The sequence below is a fragment of the Halorubrum aidingense JCM 13560 genome, from assembly GCF_000336995.1.
Lineage (GTDB): Archaea > Halobacteriota > Halobacteria > Halobacteriales > Haloferacaceae > Halorubrum > Halorubrum aidingense.
Genome location: NZ_AOJI01000026.1, coordinates 28424 through 49813, shown reverse-complemented (window position 1 = coordinate 49813; position 21390 = coordinate 28424). Strand labels below are relative to the sequence as shown.

Sequence of the window (21390 nt, the reverse complement as noted above, 5' to 3'; positions counted from 1 at the left end):
CGCCACCCGCCCGCTTAGCCGACCAGTTCGAATTCGACGCCGATGGGCGGCGCGTCGACGATTCCCCAGTAGACGAACCGATGGGTTCCGGCCCCGAGCGGCGGACAGACGGCGAGTTCGAGGTCGGGGACCGCCGACGCGAGGGCGGCCTCGTCGAGTTCGATCGACCAGCTGTACGACGATCCGGGATCCATGGTCGCCTCCGAGCGCGGGAGATCGACCGCCGCGCCCGTCGTCGAACCGCGGACGTCGAGCCACCCCTCAGCGGTCTCCCGCTGGACCGAGTACGCGTACTCGCCGAGGGCGGTCGCCGACCCGTCGCCGGTGTTCCGGAGCACGAGTCGGACCGACTGTCCGTAGGTCTCGGCGGTCCCCTCCGTGGCGAGTTCGAACCGGGTGTTCGGCGCGTCGACGGTCGTGCTCTCGACCGGCTCCTCGAACGGCTGGCCCAGTCTGACGAAGTCGGCGTCGTCACACGACAGCGTCTCGGGGGTCCCCTCGGGACCCTGCGGTCCGTCGCCCGCGGCGAAGTCGAGACAGCCGGCGGCCCCGACCGAGCCCGCGGCGGTGACGGTCGCCGCCGTCCGCCTCAGCAGGTCGCGTCGCGTTCGCTTCATGCGGGTCGTACGGACGGGACGGGTTTCAACCGCACGCGTCGCCGGCGCGCCGCTCGACCGTGCGATCGCCTCTCTCCCTGACCGGCGTTCGGAACCGCTTTCCCGTCGGCCGGCGCATGGCCGTCCATGGAGCTGTTCGGATCTAGCGGCATTCGCGGGGTCGCGCTGCGGTATCTCACGCCGGAGCTCGTCCTCGACATCGCGAAGGCGGCCGGCACGGTGTGGGACGCCGACCGGGTCGCCGTCGCCCGCGACACCCGCACCACCGGCGAGCTGTTCGCCAACGCCGCCGCGAGCGGGCTCGCCGCGGTCGGCTGTGACGTCGACCGGCTCGGCGTCGTGCCGACGCCCGCGGTCGGGAACTACTGCGAGTCCGCGGGCGTCCCCTGCGTGCTCGTCACCGCCTCGCACAACCCGCCCGAGTTCAACGGGATCAAGCTCGTCGGCGACGACGGCGTCGAGCTGTCCGTCGACGTGCTCGAACGCGTCGAGCGCCGCGTGCTCGACGACGACTACGACCACGCGGACTGGCGGACCGCCGGCTCGACGACCCGCGTCGACGGCGCCGTCGACGACTACGTCGACCAACTGCTCGACGCGGTCGACCGCGAAGCGATCGCCGAGGCCGACCTCACGGTCGCGGTCGACCCCGGGCACGGCGCCGCCTCGGTCAGCTCGCCGCGGATCTACCGCGAGCTAGGCTGTGAGGTGATCACCGTGAACGCGACGCCGGACGGGCACTTCCCCGGCCGGGAGTCCGAGCCGGTCCCGGAGAATCTGTCGGCGCTCTCCCGGCTGGTCGCGACCTCCGACGCCGACGTGGGGATCGCTCACGACGGCGACGCGGACCGCGGTGTCTTCATCGACGAGAACGGGAGCTTCGTCGACGGTGACACCTCGTTCGCGGCGATGGCGGACGCCTGCTTGGACCCCGGCGACGCCGTGGTCAGCGCGGTGAACGTCTCACAGCGGCTCGTCGACGTCTGCGACGCCAACGACGCCGACCTCGAACTCACGCCCATCGGGGCGACGAACATCATCACTCGGACGCGGGAGCTACAGGACGCGGGCACCCGCGTTCCGATCGCCGGCGAGGGCAACGGCGGCGTCTTCTTCCCGCCCTACCGGCTGTCGCGCGACGGCGCGTACATCGGCGCGCGGTTCTTGGAACTGCTCGCTGCCGCCGACGGCGCGCCCGTCAGCGACGTGATCGCCCCCTACGCCGACTATCACTTCGTGCGGCGCAACGTCGAGTACGAGGACGCCGACGAGCGCGACGACATGCTGTCGGCGGCGCGGGCGTACGTGGAGACGGCGGACGCGGAACCGAACACCACCGACGGCTACCGGCTCGATTACGGTGACGCGTGGGTGTTGGTCCGACCCTCCGGCACCGAGCCGAAGATCCGCATCTACGCGGAGTCGGCCGACGCCGACCGCGCGGAGCGACTCGCCACGGACATGCGGGTGGCGGTCGAGAGCGGCCGGTAGCGCGTACGCGAACACCGGCCCGTCGCGGTCGGTGATTGACCCGTCGCGGTCGGTGATTTTGTCGGAGGATCGAGCTCGTTTCAGATCCGTGAGTGATGGCTCTCGGTCGATCGGAGGCCGACGCACGCGAACCCCGTACGACAACCCGCGGCACGATCTGCGGACGTTCGGTCTCCTGGTGACAAAAATATCAGATAGCGTATGTCTACCGGCAGTAATATATTAACTCAGTCTGTAGTAAGAATTGACATGAGAGCCACGGACCCTAACACTGCCTCACGGACCGCCTCACAGACCGCCTCACAGACCGCCTCGCAGAGCGTCTCGCCGACCGCCGCGCCCAACTCGACCGCCGCTGCCGAACTGGTCGCTATCCTCGAGAGCGACACCGAGACGCTCACCGGTGCCGTCGCCGCGGGCACGGTCACGCTGGATCAACTGGACCAGTTCGTCCGGGCCGTCGACCGCGGCGAGACCGACGGCTGCCGGGGCGTCGACGCCGTCATTCGGATCGTCTGTTCGCTTCTGGGCGACGACACTCCGTGCTGGGAGGAGATGGAGGCGGCCGCGCCGGCGGTCGGCCGCTAGCTCGCTAGGCGAACGCAGGGGTCCGTCGCCCGCCGATATCCGTCGACCGTCGCCCGTCTTTTGTTCGGCAGCCGTCCGCGCCGCCGACCGACCGCGCCGCCGTTTCGCACGTGTCGTCGATATGTTTCCGAGTCTCCCGGAGTGTCACCGATCGAGCGCAGAGAGCGTCTCCGCCGCCTCGCGCGCGGCTCGCAGGTGATCGCGGGCGCGCCGCGGATCGTCGGTCCGTTCGGCGGCACGGGCGAAGCGCGACAGCGTCCGCGTCAGCGACTCGCGAGCGTCGGCGACCGCGTCCGACCCCGCCGCCGACCCGTTCCGCTGTGGCGTCGCCGAGCCGCCGACCGAGCCCTCGCCTCCGGCCGCCTGCCGGTCTCCGGTCCGTTCTGCGCCGACAGCCGATCGTGTGTCCGGGGCCCCTCCCGCCTCCGTGGATGCGTCTCGGTTCGGCGCCGCGCCCGCTTCCGGCGTCGCGCCCGCTTCCGGCGTCGCGCCCGCTTCCGGTGTCGCATCCGCTTCCGACGCCACAGCTGCTCCCGGTGTCGCGTCTGCGTCCGTGCCACTCCCCGCCTCTGCGGTCGATGTCTCGTCCCCTTCCACGTCTGCGGCGTCGACGGTGTGACACGTCGGGCAGAACTCCCGGCCGTCCTGTCGGAAGATCGGGTCGCCGCAGTCGTCGCAGTGGCGATTCGTCATCGTCGCGCCTTTCAAGAGGAGTTCGGACATCCGCTGGGTGTGTTCGCGCTTCTCGTCGTCTTTCGCGAACTTCTCGCGGAGCTTCTCCCGTTCGGCCTCCTTGTCGAACCCGTCGCTCATGGGCGGACGAACGTGACTCACGAGCAAAAGTCCGGTGGGCTCGGGACGGGCCGCGGACCGTCCGCGGGTCGGCCCGGCTACGCTTCGAGGTTGGTCCGGTCGTCCGGGTCGAGCTCGCCGCGGTGGATCTTCGAGCCGTCCTGCGCGACCTGCCTGCCGAGCACCGCGCACTTCACGCGCATCGGCGAGATGTCGACGCCGAGCATCTCGGTGATGTCGTCGGTGTCGAGCGCGTCGAGGTCGTCGACGGCCATCCCGTGGAGCCGCTCGGAGAGCATGCTTGCGGACGCCATCGAGATGGCGCAGCCGTCGCCGGTGAACCGCACCGCCTCTATCGTCTCTTCGGCGTCGTCGAGGGCGACCTCCATCCGGATCGTGTCGCCACAGGAGGGGTTCTCGCCGATGTGCGTGAAGTCCGGATCCTCGAGTTCCCCGTAGTTGCGCGGGTTCTTGTAGTGGTCGAGGATCTGCTGTCGGTACATGTCCGAGCCCAGTCCCATCGTACCGTCGGGTAGGATGGTGCCGGTCAAAAGGGTTCCGTCAGTATCGATTCGAAAAGCCCCGTCAACCCCAGTCGAGGCGGGACGCTACGCGAACAGGTCGCGCGCTTCCCGCACGGCGTCGACCAAGGCGTCGATCTCCTCGACGGTGTTGTAGATGTAGAATGACGCCCGCGCGGAAGCGGCGATGCCCATCTCGTCGTGGAGGGGTTGGGTGCAGTGATCGCCGGCGCGGATCGCGACGCCGTAGTCGTTGAGAATGCTGGACAGGTCGTGCGCGTGGACGCCCTCGACGTTGAACGCGACGAGCCCGCCGCGCTCGTCGCCCGGCGGCCCGTAGATCTCCACGCCGCCGAGCGCCTCCAGTTCGTCGTAGGCGTACTCGGCCAGCAGGTCCTCGTGGGCCTCGACCCGGTCCATTCCGATGTCGTCGAGGTAGTCGATCGCGGCCGCGAAGGCGATCCCCTGCGCGATCGACGGGGTGCCGGCCTCGAACTTCCACGGGAGGTCCTCCCACGTGGAGTCCTCGAAGGAGACGCGTCGGATCATGTCCCCGCCGTAGAGGTAGGGCTGCATGGCGTCGAGCAGCTCTTCGCGACCGTACAGCGCGCCGATACCGGTCGGGCCGCACATCTTGTGGCCCGAAAACGCGAGGAAGTCGACGCCGAGTTCCTTGACGTCGACGGGGCGGTTCGGCACCGACTGGGCGCCGTCGGCGAAGATGTACGCGCCGTGGTCGTGCGCCAGCTCCGCCAGTTCCGCGATCGGGTTCACGGTGCCGAGCGTGTTCGAGACGTGGACGACCGAGACCATCTCGGTGTCGTCGTCGATCAGGGCCGCGGCGTCGTCCATGTCGAGCCGGCCCTCGTCGGTGACGTCGATGAAGCGCACGTCGGCGCCGGTCCGCTTGCCGATCTGCTGCCAGGTCACCAGCGACGCGTGGTGTTCCATCTCGGAGAGGACGACGTTATCGCCGGGACCGAGTTCTTCGAGCCCCCAAGCGTACGCGACGAGGTTCATCGCCTCGGTCGTGTTCTTCGTGAAGACGATCTCCTCGCGGCCCGCGGCGCCGACGAAGTCGGCGACGGTGTCGTGCGCCTGCTCGTAGGCGACGGACGCCTCTTGGCTCAGCTGGTGGATCCCGCGGTGGACGTTGGCGTTGTAGCCGCGATAGTAGTCCGAAATCGTGTCGACGACGGGGTCCGGCGTGTGCGAGGTCGCCGCGTTGTCGAGGTAGACGAGCGGGGTGTCGTCGCCCGGCCCCTCGCCGGGCGTCTCCGGATCCCCGCCGACCAGCCGGTCGAGGACCGGGAAATCGGCCCGGACGGCCTCCACGTCGAACGGGTACTGCTCCTGAACTCCCATTGCCCGTATATGGGCCCCGAGCACTAACACACCTTCGGTCCGGTACGTGTTGCCCGTACCTCGGAGGTGGCGTTGGTGAATCAGAGAGTACGTTTCGTGTGTTCTTTGATGTGTGGTGAGATTCGATTGTGGGTGATGAGATTCGATTTTTTCACTCAGAGAGCGCGTTTCGCGTGTTCCCCGTGACTGAGAGGGCTCGATCGTCCCACAGAGAGACGAGGCGAAAGCCCGCGAGCTCGATCACGGATCACTGACAGTGAGAGAGTACATTTCGCGTGTTCTTCGACAGACCCAGAAGTGCTCTCGTCCGTATTCGTCCAGATTCTATGAGAGTACATTTCGTGTGTTCCGTGAACTACGGAGAGCTGCTTTCGCTCGCTTTTCTGTTCTGATCCTGACTGCAGACTTAGGACCGAAAATCCTCTCAGCGGGTCTGATCAGCGATCTTCTTCCGTGTTTCGACAATGATGTTCGGATCAAGATCCAGCTCGTACTCGTAGTACTGTCCGCCGCTTCGACCCTGGTTCTGTTCATGCCGGATGAGAAACCCGAGCATGTGGAGATCGGAGAGGTGGTCCTGCACGCTTTTAAGGGTCGTCAACGGCGACGCGCCGTGCGCGTCGGCAACCGTCTCGTATACCGTCTGAATCTCCTTGGATCGTGCTGGGAGTCGATCCCCTTTGGCAAGCGTGGCGATCGATTCGAGAATATACTGGCCATGCTCTGTCTGATCGCGGATCTTGTTCTGGAGACGACCCCGCTGGACGAGTGCTCGCGCCCGCTCGATGTGACTGTCGATTACGCGTCGGTCACCCTCCCGTTCTGCGACTTCTGATCCAACACGGAGAAAGTCGATCGCTTGTCGTGCGTTCCCCATATCTTGTGCAGCGAGTGCCGCCGCCTTCGCGATAGCCGACTGGTCACAAACATCGTCAATGAACGCTTTCTCCGCCCGGTGACGAAGGATCGTCTGAAGTTCACCCGCGTCGTACGGACTGAACGAGATCTCCGTCTCCATCAGCGTGTCTTTGACCTTCGGCGACAGCGACCGGCGAAAAGTGTAGTCGTTGCTAATGCCAACGATACCGACGAGCGCCTCCGAGATGTGATTGTTCGCACGTGCCCGTGGCAACTCGTACAAGAGTGTGTTCGCGTCGTTGAGATGGTCGATCTCGTCGATAACAAACAGATGTGTTCCACCGATTCGGTCGAGTTGCGTGTACAGTTCGTCGAACGCGTTGCCCGTTCCGAGCCCCCGCTTCGGGAAGCTACTGGCGCCCTCGGGTAACAGCCGGTTGACAAGCTGTCGAACGACCATAAAGAGCGTCCGACCGTTACAGTTTATTTGGTGGATGTGTAGGTCGTCTGCCTGCTCGCGAGTTGCTGCCTCCTCCCGCAATTCGTCCATCATATACTCGGTGACAGCGGTCTTTCCGAGACCGGCTTTCCCGTACAGAAAGACGTTCTCAGGCTCGCGTCCGAACAATACGTCTTGAAGGGCGTGACTGTACGCTTCGATCTCCTCGTCGCGTTCGAGGATCGTCTCGGGTTGGTAGCTTTCGGTGAGAACCGACTTGTCGGCGAAAATCGTTTCCGTAATATTGCTGAAAGGCCCCGACATCCGTTGGAACACGCAACAACATATCCACTTAAAAAACTACTGTTCGTGAGTTTCGTATGCTTCTGATTCTTAGCGTTCCTCCTGTGACCCCACGTGCATGCACTGGATTTTCTACGTTCGTTTCTCAAGAACACACGAAATGTACTCTCTCACTTCGAGCGGCTCGTGGATCGAGGGCAGCTGACCTGCCACACACATCTCTCAAGAACACACGAAACCCACTCTCACGATTTGAGGGACTGAATATCCGACACGGCCTGCAACCACCTCGGAGAACAGACGAAATGTACTCTCTCAATGTCACCGACGTCTCAGACGGCGTACGGATCGCGGTACGCACACACGTCGTGATCCCGCATTCCACTCCCGTACCAACGTCACGCTCGAACTAATGCCCTTTTGAACGCGGGGACCCTCCCCTCGGGTATGACCGATACGCTCAGGCTCGCCACCCGCGGGTCGGATCTGGCCGTGCGGCAGGCCGGAACCGTCCGCGACGCCCTGTCGAGCCGACGACGCGACGTCGAACTCCGGCGCGTCGAGACCCGCGGCGACCAGATCCCCGACGAGCTGATCCACCGGCTCGGGAAGACCGGCGCGTTCGTGCGCGCGCTCGACGAGGAGGTCCTCGCCGGCGACGCCGACCTCGCCGTCCACTCGCTGAAGGACGTGCCGACCGAGGGGATGGACGACATGGTCGTCGCCGGCGTCCCCGAGCGGGCGCCCTCCGGCGACGTGCTCGTCCAGCCCGACGGCCTCGGGATCGAAGACTTGCCGGCCGGCTCCGTCGTCGGCACCGGATCGCTCCGGCGCACCGCCCAGATCAAGGCCGCGCGTCCGGATCTCGTCGTCGAGCCGCTCCGCGGCAACGTCGACACCCGCATCGAGAAGCTGCTCGCGCCCGCCCTGCAGGCGGAACACGAGCGACGGCTGATCGCCTCGGGCGAGGCGCGCGCCGAGACGGCTGACTCGGGCGGCGAGGGGGTCGAAGCCGACGAGACCGACGAGACCGAGGAGGTCGACGAGGAGTTCGATCGGACCGTCGAGGAGTGGTTCGACTCCCTCTCCGACCTCGAGCGCTCCGCGATGGAGCGGAAGGTGGAGACGGAGTACGACGCCATCGTCCTCGCGGAGGCCGGCCTCCGGCGCTCGGACCTCTACTACGAAATCGAGACGACGCGGCTCCCGCGCGAGGAGTTCGTCCCGGCGGCCGGGCAGGGCGCCATCGCCGTGACCGCGACCGACCCGGACGTGATCGAGGCGGTCCGCGAGGCGGTCGACCACCCCCGGACGCGAGTCGCCGTCACCGTCGAGCGGACGATCCTCGGCGAGCTTAACGGCGGCTGCGTCGCGCCGATCGGCGTCTCCGCGCTCGTGCGGGGCGAGCACGTCCACACGCGGGTCCGCGTGCTGTCGACGGACGGCACCGAGGAGGTGGCGGCCACCCGCGACCTCCCGATCCGCTCGCACGCGAAGGCCGCCGAGGCGTTCGCGGCGGACCTCGCGGACCGCGGCGCGGCCGACCTGATCGCGGCGGCGCGCGAGGCGACGCGCGAAGAGGCGGAGGGCGATGAGTGAACGGGACGACGCGGTCGGTACCGTCTACCTCGTCGGCTCCGGGCCGGGCGATCCGGACCTGCTGACGGTGAAGGCCGCGCGGCTGATCGAGTCGGCCGACGTGGTGCTCCACGACAAGCTTCCCGGCCCGGAGATACTCGGTCGAATCCCCGAGGAAAAGCGGGAGGACGTGGGCAAGCGCGCCGGCGGCGAGTGGACGCCCCAGGAGTACACGAACCGGCGGCTGGTCGAACTCGCGCGCGAGGGGAAGTCGGTCGTCCGGCTCAAGGGCGGCGACCCGTTCGTGTTCGGCCGGGGCGGTGAGGAGGCCGAACACCTCGCCGAGGCGGGAATTCCCTTCGAGGTCGTCCCGGGCGTCACCTCGGCCATCGCGGGGCCGGCCGTCGCCGGAATCCCCGTGACGCACCGCGATCACGCCTCCTCCGTCTCGTTCGTCACGGGCCACGAGGACCCGACGAAAGACGAGTCGGCGGTCGATTGGGACGCGCTCGCCGCAACCGGCGGAACGATCGTCGTGCTGATGGGCGTCGGCAAACTGCCGGCGTACACCGCCGAACTCCGCGCCGCCGGCCTCGACGGCGACACCCCCGTCGCCCTCGTCGAGCGCGCGACGTGGCCGGACATGCGGGTCGCGACCGGCACGCTCGACACCATCGTCGACGTGCGCGACGAAGCGGGCATCGAACCGCCGGCGATCACCGTGATCGGCGAGGTGGCCGCGACGCGGGATCGCGTCGTCGAGTTCCTCCGGAACGACGGCGAACGAGGTGGAGACGCGTGACCGACGCCGACACCCCGCGCGTCGCCGTCTTCCGCCCGGACGACGAGCGGATCGACGACGCGGCGTCGCTGTTGACGTCGCTGGGCGCCGACCCGGTCGCGGACCCGATGCTCGCGGTCGAGCCGACGGGCGCGGTGCCGGCGGACGCGCCGTACGTCGTCCTCACGAGCAAGACCGGCGTGGAACTTGCGGCGGAGGCGGGCTGGGAGCCGGGAGACGCGACGCTCGTCGCCATCGGCCCCGCGACCGCCGGCGCGGCTCGCGACGCGGGCTGGACCGTCGATATCGTCCCCGACGAGTACACCTCGGCGGGCCTCGTCGAGGCGCTGTCCGGACACGTCGCCGGCGAGCGCGTCGAGGTGGCGCGCTCGGACCACGGCAGCGACGTGCTCCTCGACGGACTCCGCGAGGCCGGTGCGACGGTGAACGAGACGGTGCTGTACCGCCTCACGCGCCCGACGGGCGCCGGCGAATCCGCCGAGCTGGCCGCCGCGGGAGCGCTCGACGCGGCCGCGTTCACCTCGTCGCTCACGGTGAGCCACTTCCTCGACGCTGCCGACGAGCGCGGAGTCCGCGAGGCGGCGATCGACGGGCTGCGGGACGCCGTCGTCGGCGCGATCGGCGCCCCGACGGCCGAGACGGCCGCCGAACACGGGATCGACGTTGACGTCGTCCCGGACGACGCCGCGTTCGAGCCGCTCGCGCGGGCGGTCGTCGAGGCGGTCGAGCGGGAGGCGACGAACCGCCGCGCGGCCCCGGACGCGAACGCGAGCGACGAGTAGGCGACCACCCCCGCGGTCGGTTCTGCGGTTGCGACTCACGGCCGAGCGTTCGAGACCCGACTCGGTGGGCCGGTGTATCAAACGTGATGAGATGTCTCGCCTGCCGATATCCTGACGCGTCGCACCGGCGGACGTGTTGTTTATTTCTGAGAGAGCGACGTCCTCCGGCGACGGCTCCGCTATCTGGTGGCGTACCAGCTGTGGCCGTCAAAAATCAATAGTGATAATTTGGGGCGTGAGTTTATATTCCGACAGGTGAGAGACGTTGGCATGGAATCGAGCGAGCGATGGTCACTGCGACTCGACGACGGGGTGCTCGTCGTCGAGTTCCCGCACGGGACCGGGCTCTCGCCCGCGGACGGGGAGGGGCTCCTCGATCGGTGGCGAACGCTCGCGCGCGAACGCCAGGTCGACGCCCTCGTGCTCGTCGTCCGGACCACGCGACCCTGCTCGGACGCCGGCCGACGGACCCTGCAGCTCGCGGCGCAGATCGCCGTCGAACACGGCGTGACGCGTTTCGCCGTCGTCGCCGAGCGCCCGAAGCGCCGGTACCTCGAACGCACGATGGACATCGATGGCGTCGAGGCCGAGCCGTTCAACGACGCCGCGGCCGCGCTGCGATGGGCGAAATGCCAATCGAAGCCGTGTCCGCCGATCGAGTCGCCGTCGTGAGACTTTCCTGAGGCGGCCCTGTGACGGTCCTGAGGCGGCCCTGTGACGGTCCTGAGGCGGCCCTGTGACGGTCCTGAGGCGGCCCTGTGACGATCGCGACTACGCCAACTCGGGCGCCTTTTCGCCGGCGGGAACGACGATCTCCAGCCAGTTCTCCTCCGGGGGGAGCGGACAGGAGAACGCGTCGCTGTACGCGCAAAACGGGCTGTACGCGAGGTTGAAATCGATGGTGACGGTGTCGCCGTCGGCAAGCGCTCCGTCGGGTTCCAACTCCATGTATCGCCCGCGGTGGTACGTCTGCTGGCCGGTCGTCTTGTCGCGGAAGGGAACGAAGATGGCGCCGTCGTCGCCCTCCTGCCGGTAGCCCGCGAGGGTGTGCTCCTCGCCGCGAATCTCGAACGTGAAGGTGACGACCCGGAGGTACCGAACCGGGTTGCTCGCGGTCGTCTCCATCTCGACCGGCTCCGGCTCGTCGTGGACGGTCACGGTCGCCTCGACGCGGTAGTCGGCGTCGGGCGCGAAGTATTCGAGCCCGTCGAAGTCGTCGCGGTGCTCGGGCGGGATCGGCGACTGCGGGTGCTCGTCGAAGAAGTCGTCTTTCTCGCGACGGTTGGCGCGGAGCCGCTCGTCGTAGTCGTCGGTCATGCCGACACGAACGAGCGCCGGAGGTTTCAGGCGTGCGGTTCGGGGCGTCGCCGACGCCGACGGCAGGTGTCGTCGGCTCGCGGCGGTCCGGTCACAGCGACTGGAGGTCCGCCAGACAGTCGTCGAGGTCGCGGGTCGACGTCGCCAGCGAGAACCCGTCGACGCGGGCCAGGTCGGCGGCGTGGTCCCACAGGTCGCCGTCCTCGATCCCGTGGAGCACGACCGCGTTCGGCGTCGGGCTCACGACCCGCAGCGCGACCAGCGGCGACTCCCCCCGGGTCACCTTCGTGAACACGAGCGCGCGGTTCGTCGACTGCCCGTACAGTCGGTAGAACTCCTCGCTCGACAGGCGGGTGATCGCCTCGATGGAGTTGATGACGGTGTGGCCGTTCACGTGGTCCTGATCGCCGCGAACGATCTCCGTCGCGCCCATCGCCTCGTAAAACGTCTCCAGCGGGACCGTCGTCGCGTACTCCCGGAGGTCGTGGACGATGTCGCTCTCGAAGCCGGCGGAGAGCACCCGCGCGTACTGCCGGAGGCGGCCGCCGCCCCGCTGCTCGTCGATGTCGAGGAGACCGTCGACGGTCCGCCGGACGACGCCGATTCCCGGGCTCTCGCGCCGGCCGCTCTCGTAGTCGGAGACCACCGAGGAGGAGACGCCGAGCTGGTCGGCGAGCTCCGTCTGTGAGACGTCGAAGTCGGTCCGCCACTTCCGGAGCGTCGCTCCGGGGTCGTCGCTCAGCGTGATCTCGCCGGCGATCCGACGGGAGAGCTCCTCGCGTGCGTCGCTCATTACCGGTTTCGACGGGCGAGCGGCGCAAAAGGCTACCGAAACGGGGGTTCGTCGGACGTCGATATCGCAGGACCGACCGCGGCCGCGAGTCGCCGGGCGGTCACTCCACGTACAGCGAGTAGACGATGACGCCGAAGCCGACCGCCGTCAACAGGCTGTCGATCGCGATCCCGACGGCCAGATCCGTGCCGATGATCTGGTGGGACACGCCGCCGATCAGCGCGCCGACGGTGACGATCCCGAAACCGATCGAGAGGGCTCGGAGCGAGGGGTCTCCCGTTCGCCCGTACGCGCGGAGCGCGTAGTAGGTGATACTGCCACCGAGCAGCAGGATGGCGGTCTTCGCGACGATGATGAGCAGATCGATGTGGGTAGTCATGTTTCCTCTCGTAGCTCGGACCACAGGTCCGCGAGTCGTTCGTCCCGGGTGCGCTCCGGGCGGGTGAACTCGACGTCGAACGAGCGGTCGCCGTCCGCCTCGTCGACGGAGACGGTCACGCTCTCGAAGGAGACCGAGTACCGGGTCGTGTGCTGTCCGTCCCGCCGGATGTCGGTCGACTCCTCCAGCAGCGAGGCGTCGGTGAGCTTCTCCAGCTTCCGGTACGTCGTCGACAGAGGGATGTCACACTCCTCGGAGAGATCGCTCGCGGTCTTCGGCTCGGCGAGCGCGGCAATGATCCGCCGTGCGGCGTCGTCGGCCAGCGCGTCCAGCACGTCGTCGACCGACGGCGGATCCTCCTCGCGTGACGGGTCCCGCACCATACGTGACCGTTCGACCGCCGGGACTTAAAGCATCGAACTTCCGATCGGGTCTCGGCGATCCTCGCGCCCGACGCGTCCCGCTTTTGTGGATGGGCGTGCTACGCCGCCGTAATGGATTCGTGGAAGCGCCGCGTCGTCGGCTACGGCGCCTTCGTGTTCGTCGTTCTCGTGTTTACCGCCGTGTTCTACCGCTGGGGAATGCGGGTCTACGAAGGCGAGACGCGGACGATGATCGAGGCCCTCCGCTTTTCGATCGAGATGTTCTCGACGACGGGGTTCGGCGGCGACGCGCCGTGGGAGAGCCAAGAGATGAACGCGTTCATCGCGGTGATGGACCTCGTCGGCATGGTGCTCCTGATCGGTGCGCTCCCGGTCGTGGTGACGCCGCTTCTCGAGGCCGCCTTCTCGACGACGGCGCCGACGAAAGCGGAAGACGACCTCTCGGGACACGTCGTCATCTGCTCCGACACTTCGCGGGCGGACACGCTCATCGACGAGTTCGACTCTCAATCGATCCCGTACGTGATCGTCGAGTCGAATGCGGACCGGGCGGTGAGGCTCTACGAGACCGATCACGCCGTTATCAGAGCCGATCCCGAGTCGACCGAGGGATTGGAGGCCGCTCGCCTTCCAGCCGCCCGCGCGCTGGTGACCGACGTGTCGGACCAGGTCGACGCGAGCATCGTCCTCGCCGCCAAGGAGGTCGCGCCGGACGTCAGAGTCATCAGCGTCGTCGAGGACGCCGACCGCGAGCGGTACCACCGCCTCGCCGGCGCCGACGAAGTCCTCTCGCCCCGATCGCTGCTCGGCGGGAGCCTCGCCGCGAAGGTGACGACCGCCCTCAGGACCGACCTCGGCGAGGCGGTCGAGATCGGCGACTCCCTCCAGCTCGCCGAGGTCTCCGTCCCCCACGGGAGCCGGCTCGCCGGGTCGACGCTGTCCGACAGCGGGATCGGTGAACGGACCGGAGTCAACGTGATCGGCGCGTGGTTCAACGGCGAGTTCGACGCCGCCCCCTCGCCGGACGCGATGCTGTCGGCCGGGACGGTGCTCCTCGTCTCCGGGCGGTCGGACCAGTTGGAGCGACTCGTCGACCTCGCCAACTCTGCGACCCGGCGGTTCGGGGCCGGATCGACGATCGTCGTCGGCTACGGCGAGGTCGGACGTACCGTCGCCGAGACGATCGAAGACGCCGACCTCCCGGTCACCGTCGTCGACCACGTCGACAAGGACGGCGTCGACGTGGTCGGCGACGCGACGAAGCCGGAGACGCTGCAGGCCGCCGATATCGAGAACGCGCGGACGGTGGTGCTCGCGCTGCCGGACGACACCACGACGGAGTTCGCCACGCTGGTGGTCCGCGACCTGGCGCCCCAGGTGGAGATCCTCGCGCGGGTAGAAGAGAGCACGAGCGTGCCGAAGATGCACCGCGCGGGCGCGGACTACGTCCTTTCGTTGGCGACGGTCACCGGGCGGATGGCCGCCTCGACGGTGTTAGCGAACCGCGACGTGCTCTCTCTCGACCAGCAGATCGAGGTCGTCAGAACCAGCGTCCCCCGGCTCGCGGGACGGACGATAGCCGAGGCGAACGTCCGCGGACGGACCGGCTGTACCGTCATCGCGATCGACCGCGAAGACGAGACGGTCTCCGATATCGGCCCGGACACCCGGATCGCTCACGGCGACGAACTCGTTATCGTCGGCACCGACGACGGCATCCACGCGTTCGAGGGGGCCTTCACGTGATGGGAGGCCGACGGAGCGGGGCGTTCGTCACCGCGGACCGTCGCCGCTCGTTCGCCCCCGAACGCCGCTCTCGGGTCTCTCGGTGCCGCGACGAGTCGAACGCTTCAAGTATTCGCTGGCTGTTCGTACCTGTATGAAAGACCAGGGACGCTCCACCCGCAAGCGCACCGGCGGCCGACTCAAGCACGCCTCGAACAAGAAACGCCACCAGCTCGGACGCGAGCCCGCCGAGACGACCGTCGGCGAGACCCGAGTCCAGTACATCGACTCCCGCGGCACCGAGTCGAAGGTCCGCGCGCTCTCGACGAACGTCGCGCAGGTCGCACAGGACGGCGAAGTCTCCGAAGCCGAGATCGAGAACGTCCTCGACAACCCGTCGAACGTCAACTACGCCCGCCGGAACATCATCACCAAGGGCGCCATCATCGAGACCTCCGCCGGTCGCGCCCGCGTCACCTCGCGCCCCGGCCAGTCCGGGCAGGTCAACGCGGTCCTCCTCGACTGAGCGGCCCCGCCCCGTTCGCCGGACCGACCGCGATCGCTTTCTGAACGTATTTACTTCTCGACCGCGACCACCGACGCGTGTACCTCGGCGTCGACGAAGCCGGAAAAGGGCCCGTGCTCGGGCCGATGGTCGCCGCGGCGGTTCTCGCGAGCCCGTCGAGTCTCCCCGCCGGTATCGACGACTCGAAACGACTCACTCCGGAGCGCCGCGAGTCGCTCGACGCCGCGATCCGCGACGCCGACGCTGTCGCCGTCGGCATCGCGTTCGTCGATACCGGCGAGATCGACCGGCCCGACACGGACATGAACACGCTCACCGTCTCGGGGCAGGCCCGGGCGGTGCGGGCCGCGCTCGCCGACAGCATCGACGGCGGCCTCGTCGGCGCCGACCGCGACGAGCCGGTCCGAGTCGTCGCCGACGCGGGAGACACCAGCGAGGAGCGGTTCGCTCGTCGTTTGGGAGAGCACATCACCGCGCCCGCAGACTGGCCCGAAGACGGGCCCGCATCTCCGGCGGACGACCGTCGGGGCCTCGACGACGGTCTCGATCCTGCCGGCGGCCGCGCGCTTCCGGGTGTCGACGTCGAGGCCGCCCACGGCGCCGACGAGGACGATCCGCTCGTCGGTGCCGCGAGCGTCGTCGCGAAGGTGGCGCGGGACGCGCGGATGGACGCGATCGACGCGACGTACCCCGACTACGCGGCCGTCGGCAGCGGCTATCCGGGAGACGCGACGACGCGGGCGTTCCTCCGCGACTACGTCGCCGACCACGGCGAGGTGCCCGACTGCGCCCGCCGCTCGTGGTCGACCTGCGACGACGTGTTGGCGGCCGCCGAGCAGTCCGGGCTCGACGATTTCTAAAAGAGCCCCGACGCGGCCCCGCTCACGGTCCCGATAACCGTCTCCCAGACGGAGACGCCGGCGACGATCGAGAGGACGGTGTCGGCGCCGAAGAAGGCGAACAGCAGCGCCGACGCGAGGTGCGCCCGTCGCATGTCGAACCGGTGTGCGAAGGTGTGGAAAAAGTAGGCGTTGGCGAGGCTAACGGGAATGATAGCCAGCATCTCGCCGACCCAGATGGCCGAGGTCGCCCCGTACTGAACCGCCAGCCCGATCGTCACGATCTGGGTCTTATCTCCGAACTCGCCGGTCGCGGTGAGCACGAAAATCGGAAGGAACCCGCCGAACGAGCCCGCGTAGCGGTCCAGTGGTCCCGGTAGCGTCACCCTCTCCAGCGCGGTGAAGGCGGCGGCGCTCTCCTCGGGGTCGGCCTCCCGCTCCGTTGATGCCGCGTCACCCCCGGAGCCACTCGCTTCCGATTCGCGGGACGGCATCGACCGGTACAGCAGGTACGCGAACGCGAAAAACAGCGCCGCGGTCACGGCGTCGAGGACGACGCCGGGGAGCGCAGACTGCAGTGCGCGGCCGAACGCGATCTCGACCGCCGTCCAGCCCGCGAACGCCGAGCCCGCGGCCGCGACGACGATCTTGGGGTCGTATCGCGTCGACAGCGCGGCGATCATGAACTGCACCTTCTCGCCCGGCAGCACCGCGAGCTGGGCGACGAACGCGACGACCAGTATCTCGACGTAGCCGGTCACGGTGCGGCCCCCGCGCGGCTCGCGCGGCCCGCACGGCTCGCGAGCCACCGGCTCGGCCGCTCCGCGTCGGTTCGACTCGTCTCTCTCGTCGTGGTAGCGTGCATCCCGAGTTCGCTCGCGTCGATCCGTGGTCGCGTGCTTTGCGCGTATCTCGGTGCGGTTGCGAGCAGCAGTCGCGTTGACCCCCGCGATCGGTGGGGGCCGCAGCCGGTCGCTTACCGGACCGTCAGCAGGCGCCGCAGGATGTCGCCGTAGGCGGGGCGCGTGATCAACACGCCGATCAGGACGCCGAGGATGGTGAAGATCGCGAACCCGGAGAGGTCACCGAGCGAGAGCACCATCAGCGGCGACATGGCGATTATCGTCGTCGCCGCGGCCGCGCCGATCACCCAGAACGCTCGGCGGAACCGCGAGTCGAACACCTTCCGTGAGTTCACGTCGCCCTCGCTCATCACCTCGTCGGCGATGATCACGAGGTCGTCGACGCCGGTCCCGACGACCGCGATGAAACCGGCGATGACCGCCAGCTCGAGCGGGTAGCTCACGAGCGCGGCGAATCCGAGGAGGGCGTACACCTCCGCCAGTGCGGTGACGATCATCGGTAACGCCACGCGCGGTTCGCGGTACCGGAGGAACACCATGCCGGCGACCGCGAACACCGCGAGGATCCCGGTTATCAGCGAGTAGGTGCGGAAGTTCTCCCCCTGCGTGGCCGAAATCGTCGAGGAGGTTCCCTGGCCGCTGATGTCCAGCTCGGCCGGGAGCGCACCGGCGCGCAGGTTGATCGAAATCGTCTGTGCGCTCTCGAACTCGCCCGTGGTGAGCCGGAAGTTCCCCGTGTCGGCCCACGTCCCGCGGTCCATGCTGGCCGCGAGGTCCGAATCCATGCCGAAGGAGTTGACGACCTCGCCGTCGACGGTGAGCAACAGACACGGGTTGCTCACGTCGTCCGGGTTCTCGCCGTAGTCGCACTGCGCCGCGTTGGAGCTGTACGCCGACGGGAACCCGCGGTCGACGACCGCCTGCTGGAACTCGTGGGCCGGCGACTGCGAGCCGTCGCTCGCCGTGTTCCGAACGGTCACGGGCACGTACGCGCCCGGTCCGCGCTCGCTTTCGGCGGCGGTACCGATCTCGTCGAAGTCGTCTTGCGTCAGGACCGCCTCTTGGACCTCGGTCCCGTTATCGGTGGGATACGCGATGTCGATCTGGACTGTCCCACGCTCCTCTAAGAGGTCGATGACGTCGCTTCTGTCCTGCCCGGGGACTTCGACGAGGATGAAGTACTCTCCGGAGATCGATTGCACCTGCTGGACGCTCCCGCCCGAGAGACCGGCCTCGTTGATCTTCCCTTGGATGACGTTTTCGGCCACGTCTCTCGTCTCCTGGGTCACGCCGCTTCGGACGTCTTCGTACGCGTATCCGGACGCGTCCATCGCCGCCTGGAACTCCGATTCCGTCACGGACGAGTCGGTGACTTCGACCGCGCCTTCTTCGGCGTTGGCGCCGACGTCGCGGACCGGGACGCCGTCTAACTCGTCGGCGACGTTTTGTGCGACGTCCGTCGGTTGGTCTCCCCCGAAGTCGACGCCGGTGGCGGTGTGGCCGAGCAGCGGCGCGCGGACCCGCGTCCCGCCGGCGAGATCCAGTCCGTACTGGAGGTTGGTTATCCCCTGTTGGGCCTCGGACGCGTTCTCTCCCGGTGCGGTTTCGGGACCGAACTGCGGGGCGAACAGGGCGACGGACGCGGCGACGACGACGACGAGCAACAGCAGGATCCGCCAGTTCTTTTTGATCGGTTCGAGCATCAGCGACTCACCCCCTCGAACTTGTACCAGCGAAGCAATGAGACGTTGAGCAGGTACGTGTTCATCAGGTCGGCACAGAGCCCGACCGCGAGGATGATCCCGATATTCCGAAGCAGGTCGATACCGAAGACGGAGGCGACGATCGCCATAACGATCATCGCCGCCATCGACGTGAGCGTCATCGTCACCCCGGTGCGCGTCGCCCGGCTGACCGACTCGTAGAACTCGCCGGTCCGGCGCAACACGGAGTTGTTCAACAGGATGTCGGAGTCGACGCTGTAGCCGATGATCATCAGCAACGCCGCGATCGTCCCGAGCGTCATCTGGATCCCGAGCAGGTTCATTACCGCGATGGGGATGACCAGGTCGGAGAACGCCGAGGCGACGATCGCGATGGAGGGGACGAACGTCCGGAACAGCGCGAACACGAGCACGCTCATGCCGAGGAACGCCAGCCCGACGCCGAAGATCGCCGTCCGTGCCGTGTCGGACGCGAAGCTCGGCGAGACCTGATCGATGGCCTCTGTCGAGAGGTCGGCCGCGTCGGCTTGGGCTTCGAGGTCGCCCGCGAGTCCGTCCGGGTCGCCCTCAGCCGATCGGAACGTGACCACGTACACGTCGTCTGCGGGGATAGACCGGACCGAGTCCGGCTCCTGATCGAACGCGGTTTCGATTCGCTGTTCCATGTTCCCGTCGCCGTCGTCGGCGATCCGGAGTTCGACGCCGCCCGTGAACTCCAGCCCGAGGTTCGCCGGCGCACCCGTGACGAGGAACCACCCGCCGATGATCGCGAGCGCGAGGACGAGGACCGCGAGCGGAATCGCCGCGAGTTGCCGGTTCGAGTACTCGGTGTAGTTTATCTCCGGTACCTCGATCGCTACCATAAATACCGGTTCGCTCGCGGGCGCGAATAAGCCTTCTTATCTCCCCATTCGTCCCGTTCGGCCGATTCTGGCTACGGTCGCGTCGACGCCGAACACGGCCGTCGGGAGGGTCGGAACAGTACGAACCGATCGAGGCCTCCGCCGAAACGGATAGGACTCTGGACACCCTACGTGACGCCATGACACCACCCGAAGCCACCCGCGTCGTGCTCTCGTATCCGGAGGGGCTCAGCGGGTGGGGCCGCGACCAGATCGAGACGCCGCACTACCGGGCGTACTTCACCCGCGTCCTCGATCGACTCGCCGTCGGCGACGTTCGCGAGGAGTTCCTCGACGTCGGCTGCTGCGGTGACAGCCTCGACGTTCCGTTTCGCGTGGAACGGATCGAAGTCGGAAAAGACGCCGACGGGAACGCCGCTCACCCCGTCGACGAGGCGGTCGTGACCCGCGACACTGCGGTCGTCTACGAACCTCGCGCCGGCGAGGTCGGAGGCGGGTGGCGCGTCCAGAGCGCCGGGGGCCCCACCTGCGTCCGGAGCGACGGGGACTGAGTCGGACGGCGCCGCGGTCGCCTTCCGAAGCCGGCCCCGCTCCGTTACCCGGAACTCGTCTTATGCCGACCGTTCACGGCATGTACCGAACGCTGACGATCCCCGGATCCGATCGGATCTCGACCCTGTTCACGCCGAGGCGGGCCGCCCGTGAGAGCGTCCCCTCACGATCGTCGACCACGTCCGCGACGGCCTGTTCCGTCTCGGACTCCGGGGGCGTCAACACGTGTATCTCGCCGATCCCGGCCCGGGGTTCCCGTGCCAACTCTCCGGTCGGGGTCTCGGCGGCGAGTTCGCGTTCGTGGACGGTCGGGGGCTCCTCGCTCTCCTCGATCGAGAGGCTCCGCCGCTCCGTCACCTCGACGACTCGATAGGTGACTTCCATCGGGGGCTCGGGCGCGACGGTGGCCTCGACGGCGTCGTCGACGTCGAGGTCGGGATTCGACCCCAGCGTGTGCACCTGCCCGTCGTGGACGTCTTTCAGCACCGCAGAGTCGCTCTCGACGTGCGTGACGAGGAACGTGCTCTCCTTTTCGGTTCCGGCGTCATCAGTCATTGCCGTCGCGTAGGCGCCCGTCCCTTTTCCGGGTTTCGAGGCCGCGTCGCGGACGGATCGTCTCCGGAAGCGGTCAGCGCTCGGCCGCCCCGCCGGTACTCGGCTGCTCGTCGGCGTCGCCGGCCCCGGCCGCCTCCGCCGGCAGCCGAAGCCGGTAGTGGGTCCAGAACACGAAGAACGCGGCCGCGAGCGGCGGGACGACGCCGACCGGCTGCGGGAGCGCGTACAGGGCGCTGACGACGACGGACTCGGTCGGGTCTCGAAGCTCCGCCGGCGCGGAGATGACCATTCCGAGGTACAGCGAAGCGAGGAACGCGAATCCGCCGTACGCGAGGTTGCGGTCGTACCCGGGCTTCACCGGATCGCCGCGTCGGTGGCGCCTCGCCACGAACAACAGCGGGGCAAGCAGCGGCGCGACGGCGACGAATCCGGCGATCACGTACAGCGAGCGCGAAAAGAGGAACGTCCCGCTCTGTACCTCCGCGGTCTCGGCCATCCAGACGACGAGCGCGAGGGTGACGACCGTCGCGATCAGCCCCGCCGTGAGCGCACCGATCACGCCGTACAGGCGCATCGTCCACGATTCGGTGGTGCGGATCGCGTAGGGAATCGCCCCGAACACCCCGCGGTAGCTGTCGGTCATTGCCGAAGGTAGGGCCGACGGCGAATTAAACCCGTTGTCGGAGCGAAGAGCGGATTCCACACCGGGCCATGGACGTGAAAATTTATACGGCG

24 protein-coding genes are annotated in these 21390 nt (G+C 67.9%); 10 read left to right on the top strand and 14 right to left on the bottom strand.

The window, feature by feature from the left end; all coding sequences use genetic code 11:
* Positions 1 to 14: 14 nt before the first annotated feature.
* The gene (locus C461_RS10540; RefSeq protein ID WP_008001075.1) at positions 15 to 617 is read right to left on the bottom strand and encodes a hypothetical protein; all 603 of its coding nucleotides are present in this window, start codon (positions 615 to 617) and stop codon (positions 15 to 17) included.
* Between the two features lie 126 nt (positions 618 to 743).
* Here C461_RS10540 and glmM point away from each other — a divergent pair, with 126 nt between their 5' ends.
* Both glmM and C461_RS10530 read left to right on the top strand, forming a co-directional pair.
* Complete coding sequence (gene glmM, locus C461_RS10535) at positions 744 to 2108, top strand: phosphoglucosamine mutase (protein ID WP_008001065.1); 1365 nt, start codon at positions 744 to 746, stop codon at positions 2106 to 2108.
* Between the two features lie 249 nt (positions 2109 to 2357).
* Positions 2358 to 2696, top strand: a complete 339-nt coding sequence (locus C461_RS10530; protein WP_008001064.1) for a hypothetical protein — start codon at positions 2358 to 2360, stop codon at positions 2694 to 2696.
* 144 nt (positions 2697 to 2840) lie between these two features.
* Here the strand turns inward: C461_RS10530 and C461_RS10525 are convergent, their stop codons facing one another.
* The 4 genes from C461_RS10525 to C461_RS10510 form a co-directional block, all read right to left on the bottom strand.
* Positions 2841 to 3509, bottom strand: a complete 669-nt coding sequence (locus C461_RS10525; RefSeq protein ID WP_008001063.1) for an Sjogren's syndrome/scleroderma autoantigen 1 family protein — start codon at positions 3507 to 3509, stop codon at positions 2841 to 2843.
* Between the two features lie 77 nt (positions 3510 to 3586).
* Entirely contained in the window at positions 3587 to 4009 is a 423-nt protein-coding gene (gene sufU, locus C461_RS10520) for a Fe-S cluster assembly sulfur transfer protein SufU (protein ID WP_008001062.1), read from the bottom strand.
* Positions 4010 to 4096: 87 nt separating this feature from the next.
* Entirely contained in the window at positions 4097 to 5374 is a 1278-nt protein-coding gene (locus C461_RS10515) for an aminotransferase class V-fold PLP-dependent enzyme (protein WP_008001061.1), read from the bottom strand.
* A gap of 424 nt (positions 5375 to 5798) precedes the next feature.
* A complete protein-coding gene (locus tag C461_RS10510) occupies positions 5799 to 6995 on the bottom strand; it encodes an orc1/cdc6 family replication initiation protein (protein ID WP_008001060.1) in 1197 nt (398 codons plus the stop codon).
* A 426-nt stretch (positions 6996 to 7421) separates the two neighbouring features.
* On the opposite strand from C461_RS10510, the gene hemC reads away from it, so the two are divergent.
* The 4 genes from hemC (at position 7422) to C461_RS10490 (ending at position 10808) form a co-directional block, all read left to right on the top strand.
* Positions 7422 to 8573 (top strand): hydroxymethylbilane synthase, encoded by a 1152-nt coding sequence (gene hemC, locus C461_RS10505; protein WP_008001059.1) that lies wholly within the window; start codon positions 7422 to 7424, stop codon positions 8571 to 8573.
* A complete protein-coding gene (cobA, locus tag C461_RS10500) occupies positions 8566 to 9354 on the top strand; it encodes a uroporphyrinogen-III C-methyltransferase (RefSeq protein WP_008001058.1) in 789 nt (262 codons plus the stop codon). The genes hemC and cobA overlap by 8 nt, the downstream gene beginning before the upstream one ends.
* Positions 9351 to 10136: a uroporphyrinogen-III synthase gene (locus C461_RS10495; RefSeq protein WP_008001056.1), complete on the top strand. Its 786-nt coding sequence runs from the start codon at positions 9351 to 9353 to the stop codon at positions 10134 to 10136. The genes cobA and C461_RS10495 overlap by 4 nt, the downstream gene beginning before the upstream one ends.
* Positions 10137 to 10406: 270 nt before the next feature.
* The gene (locus C461_RS10490) at positions 10407 to 10808 is read left to right on the top strand and encodes a hypothetical protein (protein ID WP_008001055.1); all 402 of its coding nucleotides are present in this window, start codon (positions 10407 to 10409) and stop codon (positions 10806 to 10808) included.
* A gap of 99 nt (positions 10809 to 10907) precedes the next feature.
* Here the strand turns inward: C461_RS10490 and C461_RS10485 are convergent, their stop codons facing one another.
* From C461_RS10485 to C461_RS10470, 4 genes are all read right to left on the bottom strand, one after another.
* The gene (locus C461_RS10485) at positions 10908 to 11453 is read right to left on the bottom strand and encodes a DUF1684 domain-containing protein (RefSeq protein ID WP_008001049.1); all 546 of its coding nucleotides are present in this window, start codon (positions 11451 to 11453) and stop codon (positions 10908 to 10910) included.
* A 91-nt stretch (positions 11454 to 11544) separates the two neighbouring features.
* Positions 11545 to 12246: a helix-turn-helix domain-containing protein gene (locus C461_RS10480; RefSeq protein ID WP_008001048.1), complete on the bottom strand. Its 702-nt coding sequence runs from the start codon at positions 12244 to 12246 to the stop codon at positions 11545 to 11547.
* Positions 12247 to 12346: 100 nt separating this feature from the next.
* Positions 12347 to 12625, bottom strand: coding sequence for a DUF7521 family protein (locus tag C461_RS10475; RefSeq protein WP_008001046.1), 279 nt, complete (start codon positions 12623 to 12625; stop codon positions 12347 to 12349).
* On the bottom strand, positions 12622 to 13008 hold the full coding sequence (locus C461_RS10470; protein WP_008001044.1) for a winged helix-turn-helix domain-containing protein: 387 nt from the start codon (positions 13006 to 13008) through the stop codon (positions 12622 to 12624). The genes C461_RS10475 and C461_RS10470 overlap by 4 nt, the downstream gene beginning before the upstream one ends.
* 111 nt (positions 13009 to 13119) lie before the next feature.
* On the opposite strand from C461_RS10470, the gene C461_RS10465 reads away from it, so the two are divergent.
* The 3 genes from C461_RS10465 (at position 13120) to C461_RS10455 (ending at position 16119) form a co-directional block, all read left to right on the top strand.
* Complete coding sequence (locus C461_RS10465; protein ID WP_008001041.1) at positions 13120 to 14754, top strand: potassium channel family protein; 1635 nt, start codon at positions 13120 to 13122, stop codon at positions 14752 to 14754.
* Positions 14755 to 14887: 133 nt separating this feature from the next.
* A complete protein-coding gene (locus tag C461_RS10460; protein ID WP_008001032.1) occupies positions 14888 to 15259 on the top strand; it encodes a 30S ribosomal protein S8e in 372 nt (123 codons plus the stop codon).
* Between the two features lie 77 nt (positions 15260 to 15336).
* The gene (locus C461_RS10455) at positions 15337 to 16119 is read left to right on the top strand and encodes a ribonuclease HII (RefSeq protein ID WP_008001030.1); all 783 of its coding nucleotides are present in this window, start codon (positions 15337 to 15339) and stop codon (positions 16117 to 16119) included.
* Here the strand turns inward: C461_RS10455 and C461_RS10450 are convergent.
* The 3 genes from C461_RS10450 to secF form a co-directional block, all read right to left on the bottom strand.
* On the bottom strand, positions 16116 to 16859 hold the full coding sequence (locus tag C461_RS10450) for a TMEM165/GDT1 family protein (protein ID WP_049906573.1): 744 nt from the start codon (positions 16857 to 16859) through the stop codon (positions 16116 to 16118). The genes C461_RS10455 and C461_RS10450 overlap by 4 nt on opposite strands.
* A gap of 215 nt (positions 16860 to 17074) precedes the next feature.
* Positions 17075 to 18664: a preprotein translocase subunit SecD gene (locus C461_RS10445; protein ID WP_008001027.1), complete on the bottom strand. Its 1590-nt coding sequence runs from the start codon at positions 18662 to 18664 to the stop codon at positions 17075 to 17077.
* Positions 18664 to 19548 carry a protein translocase subunit SecF gene (secF, locus tag C461_RS10440; RefSeq protein WP_008001024.1) on the bottom strand — a complete coding sequence of 295 codons (885 nt, stop codon included), beginning with the start codon at positions 19546 to 19548 and terminating at the stop codon, positions 18664 to 18666. Before secF ends, C461_RS10445 begins: the two co-directional genes overlap by 1 nt.
* A 179-nt stretch (positions 19549 to 19727) precedes the next feature.
* Between secF and C461_RS10435 the strand changes: the two genes are divergently transcribed.
* Positions 19728 to 20099 carry a hypothetical protein gene (locus C461_RS10435; RefSeq protein ID WP_008001022.1) on the top strand — a complete coding sequence of 124 codons (372 nt, stop codon included), beginning with the start codon at positions 19728 to 19730 and terminating at the stop codon, positions 20097 to 20099.
* A gap of 73 nt (positions 20100 to 20172) precedes the next feature.
* Here C461_RS10435 and C461_RS10430 read toward each other — a convergent pair whose 3' ends face one another.
* Positions 20173 to 20655, bottom strand: coding sequence for a DUF5812 family protein (locus tag C461_RS10430; RefSeq protein ID WP_008001021.1), 483 nt, complete (start codon positions 20653 to 20655; stop codon positions 20173 to 20175).
* A 73-nt stretch (positions 20656 to 20728) separates the two neighbouring features.
* Positions 20729 to 21298, bottom strand: a complete 570-nt coding sequence (locus C461_RS10425) for a hypothetical protein (protein WP_008001020.1) — start codon at positions 21296 to 21298, stop codon at positions 20729 to 20731.
* Positions 21299 to 21390 lie beyond the last annotated feature (92 nt).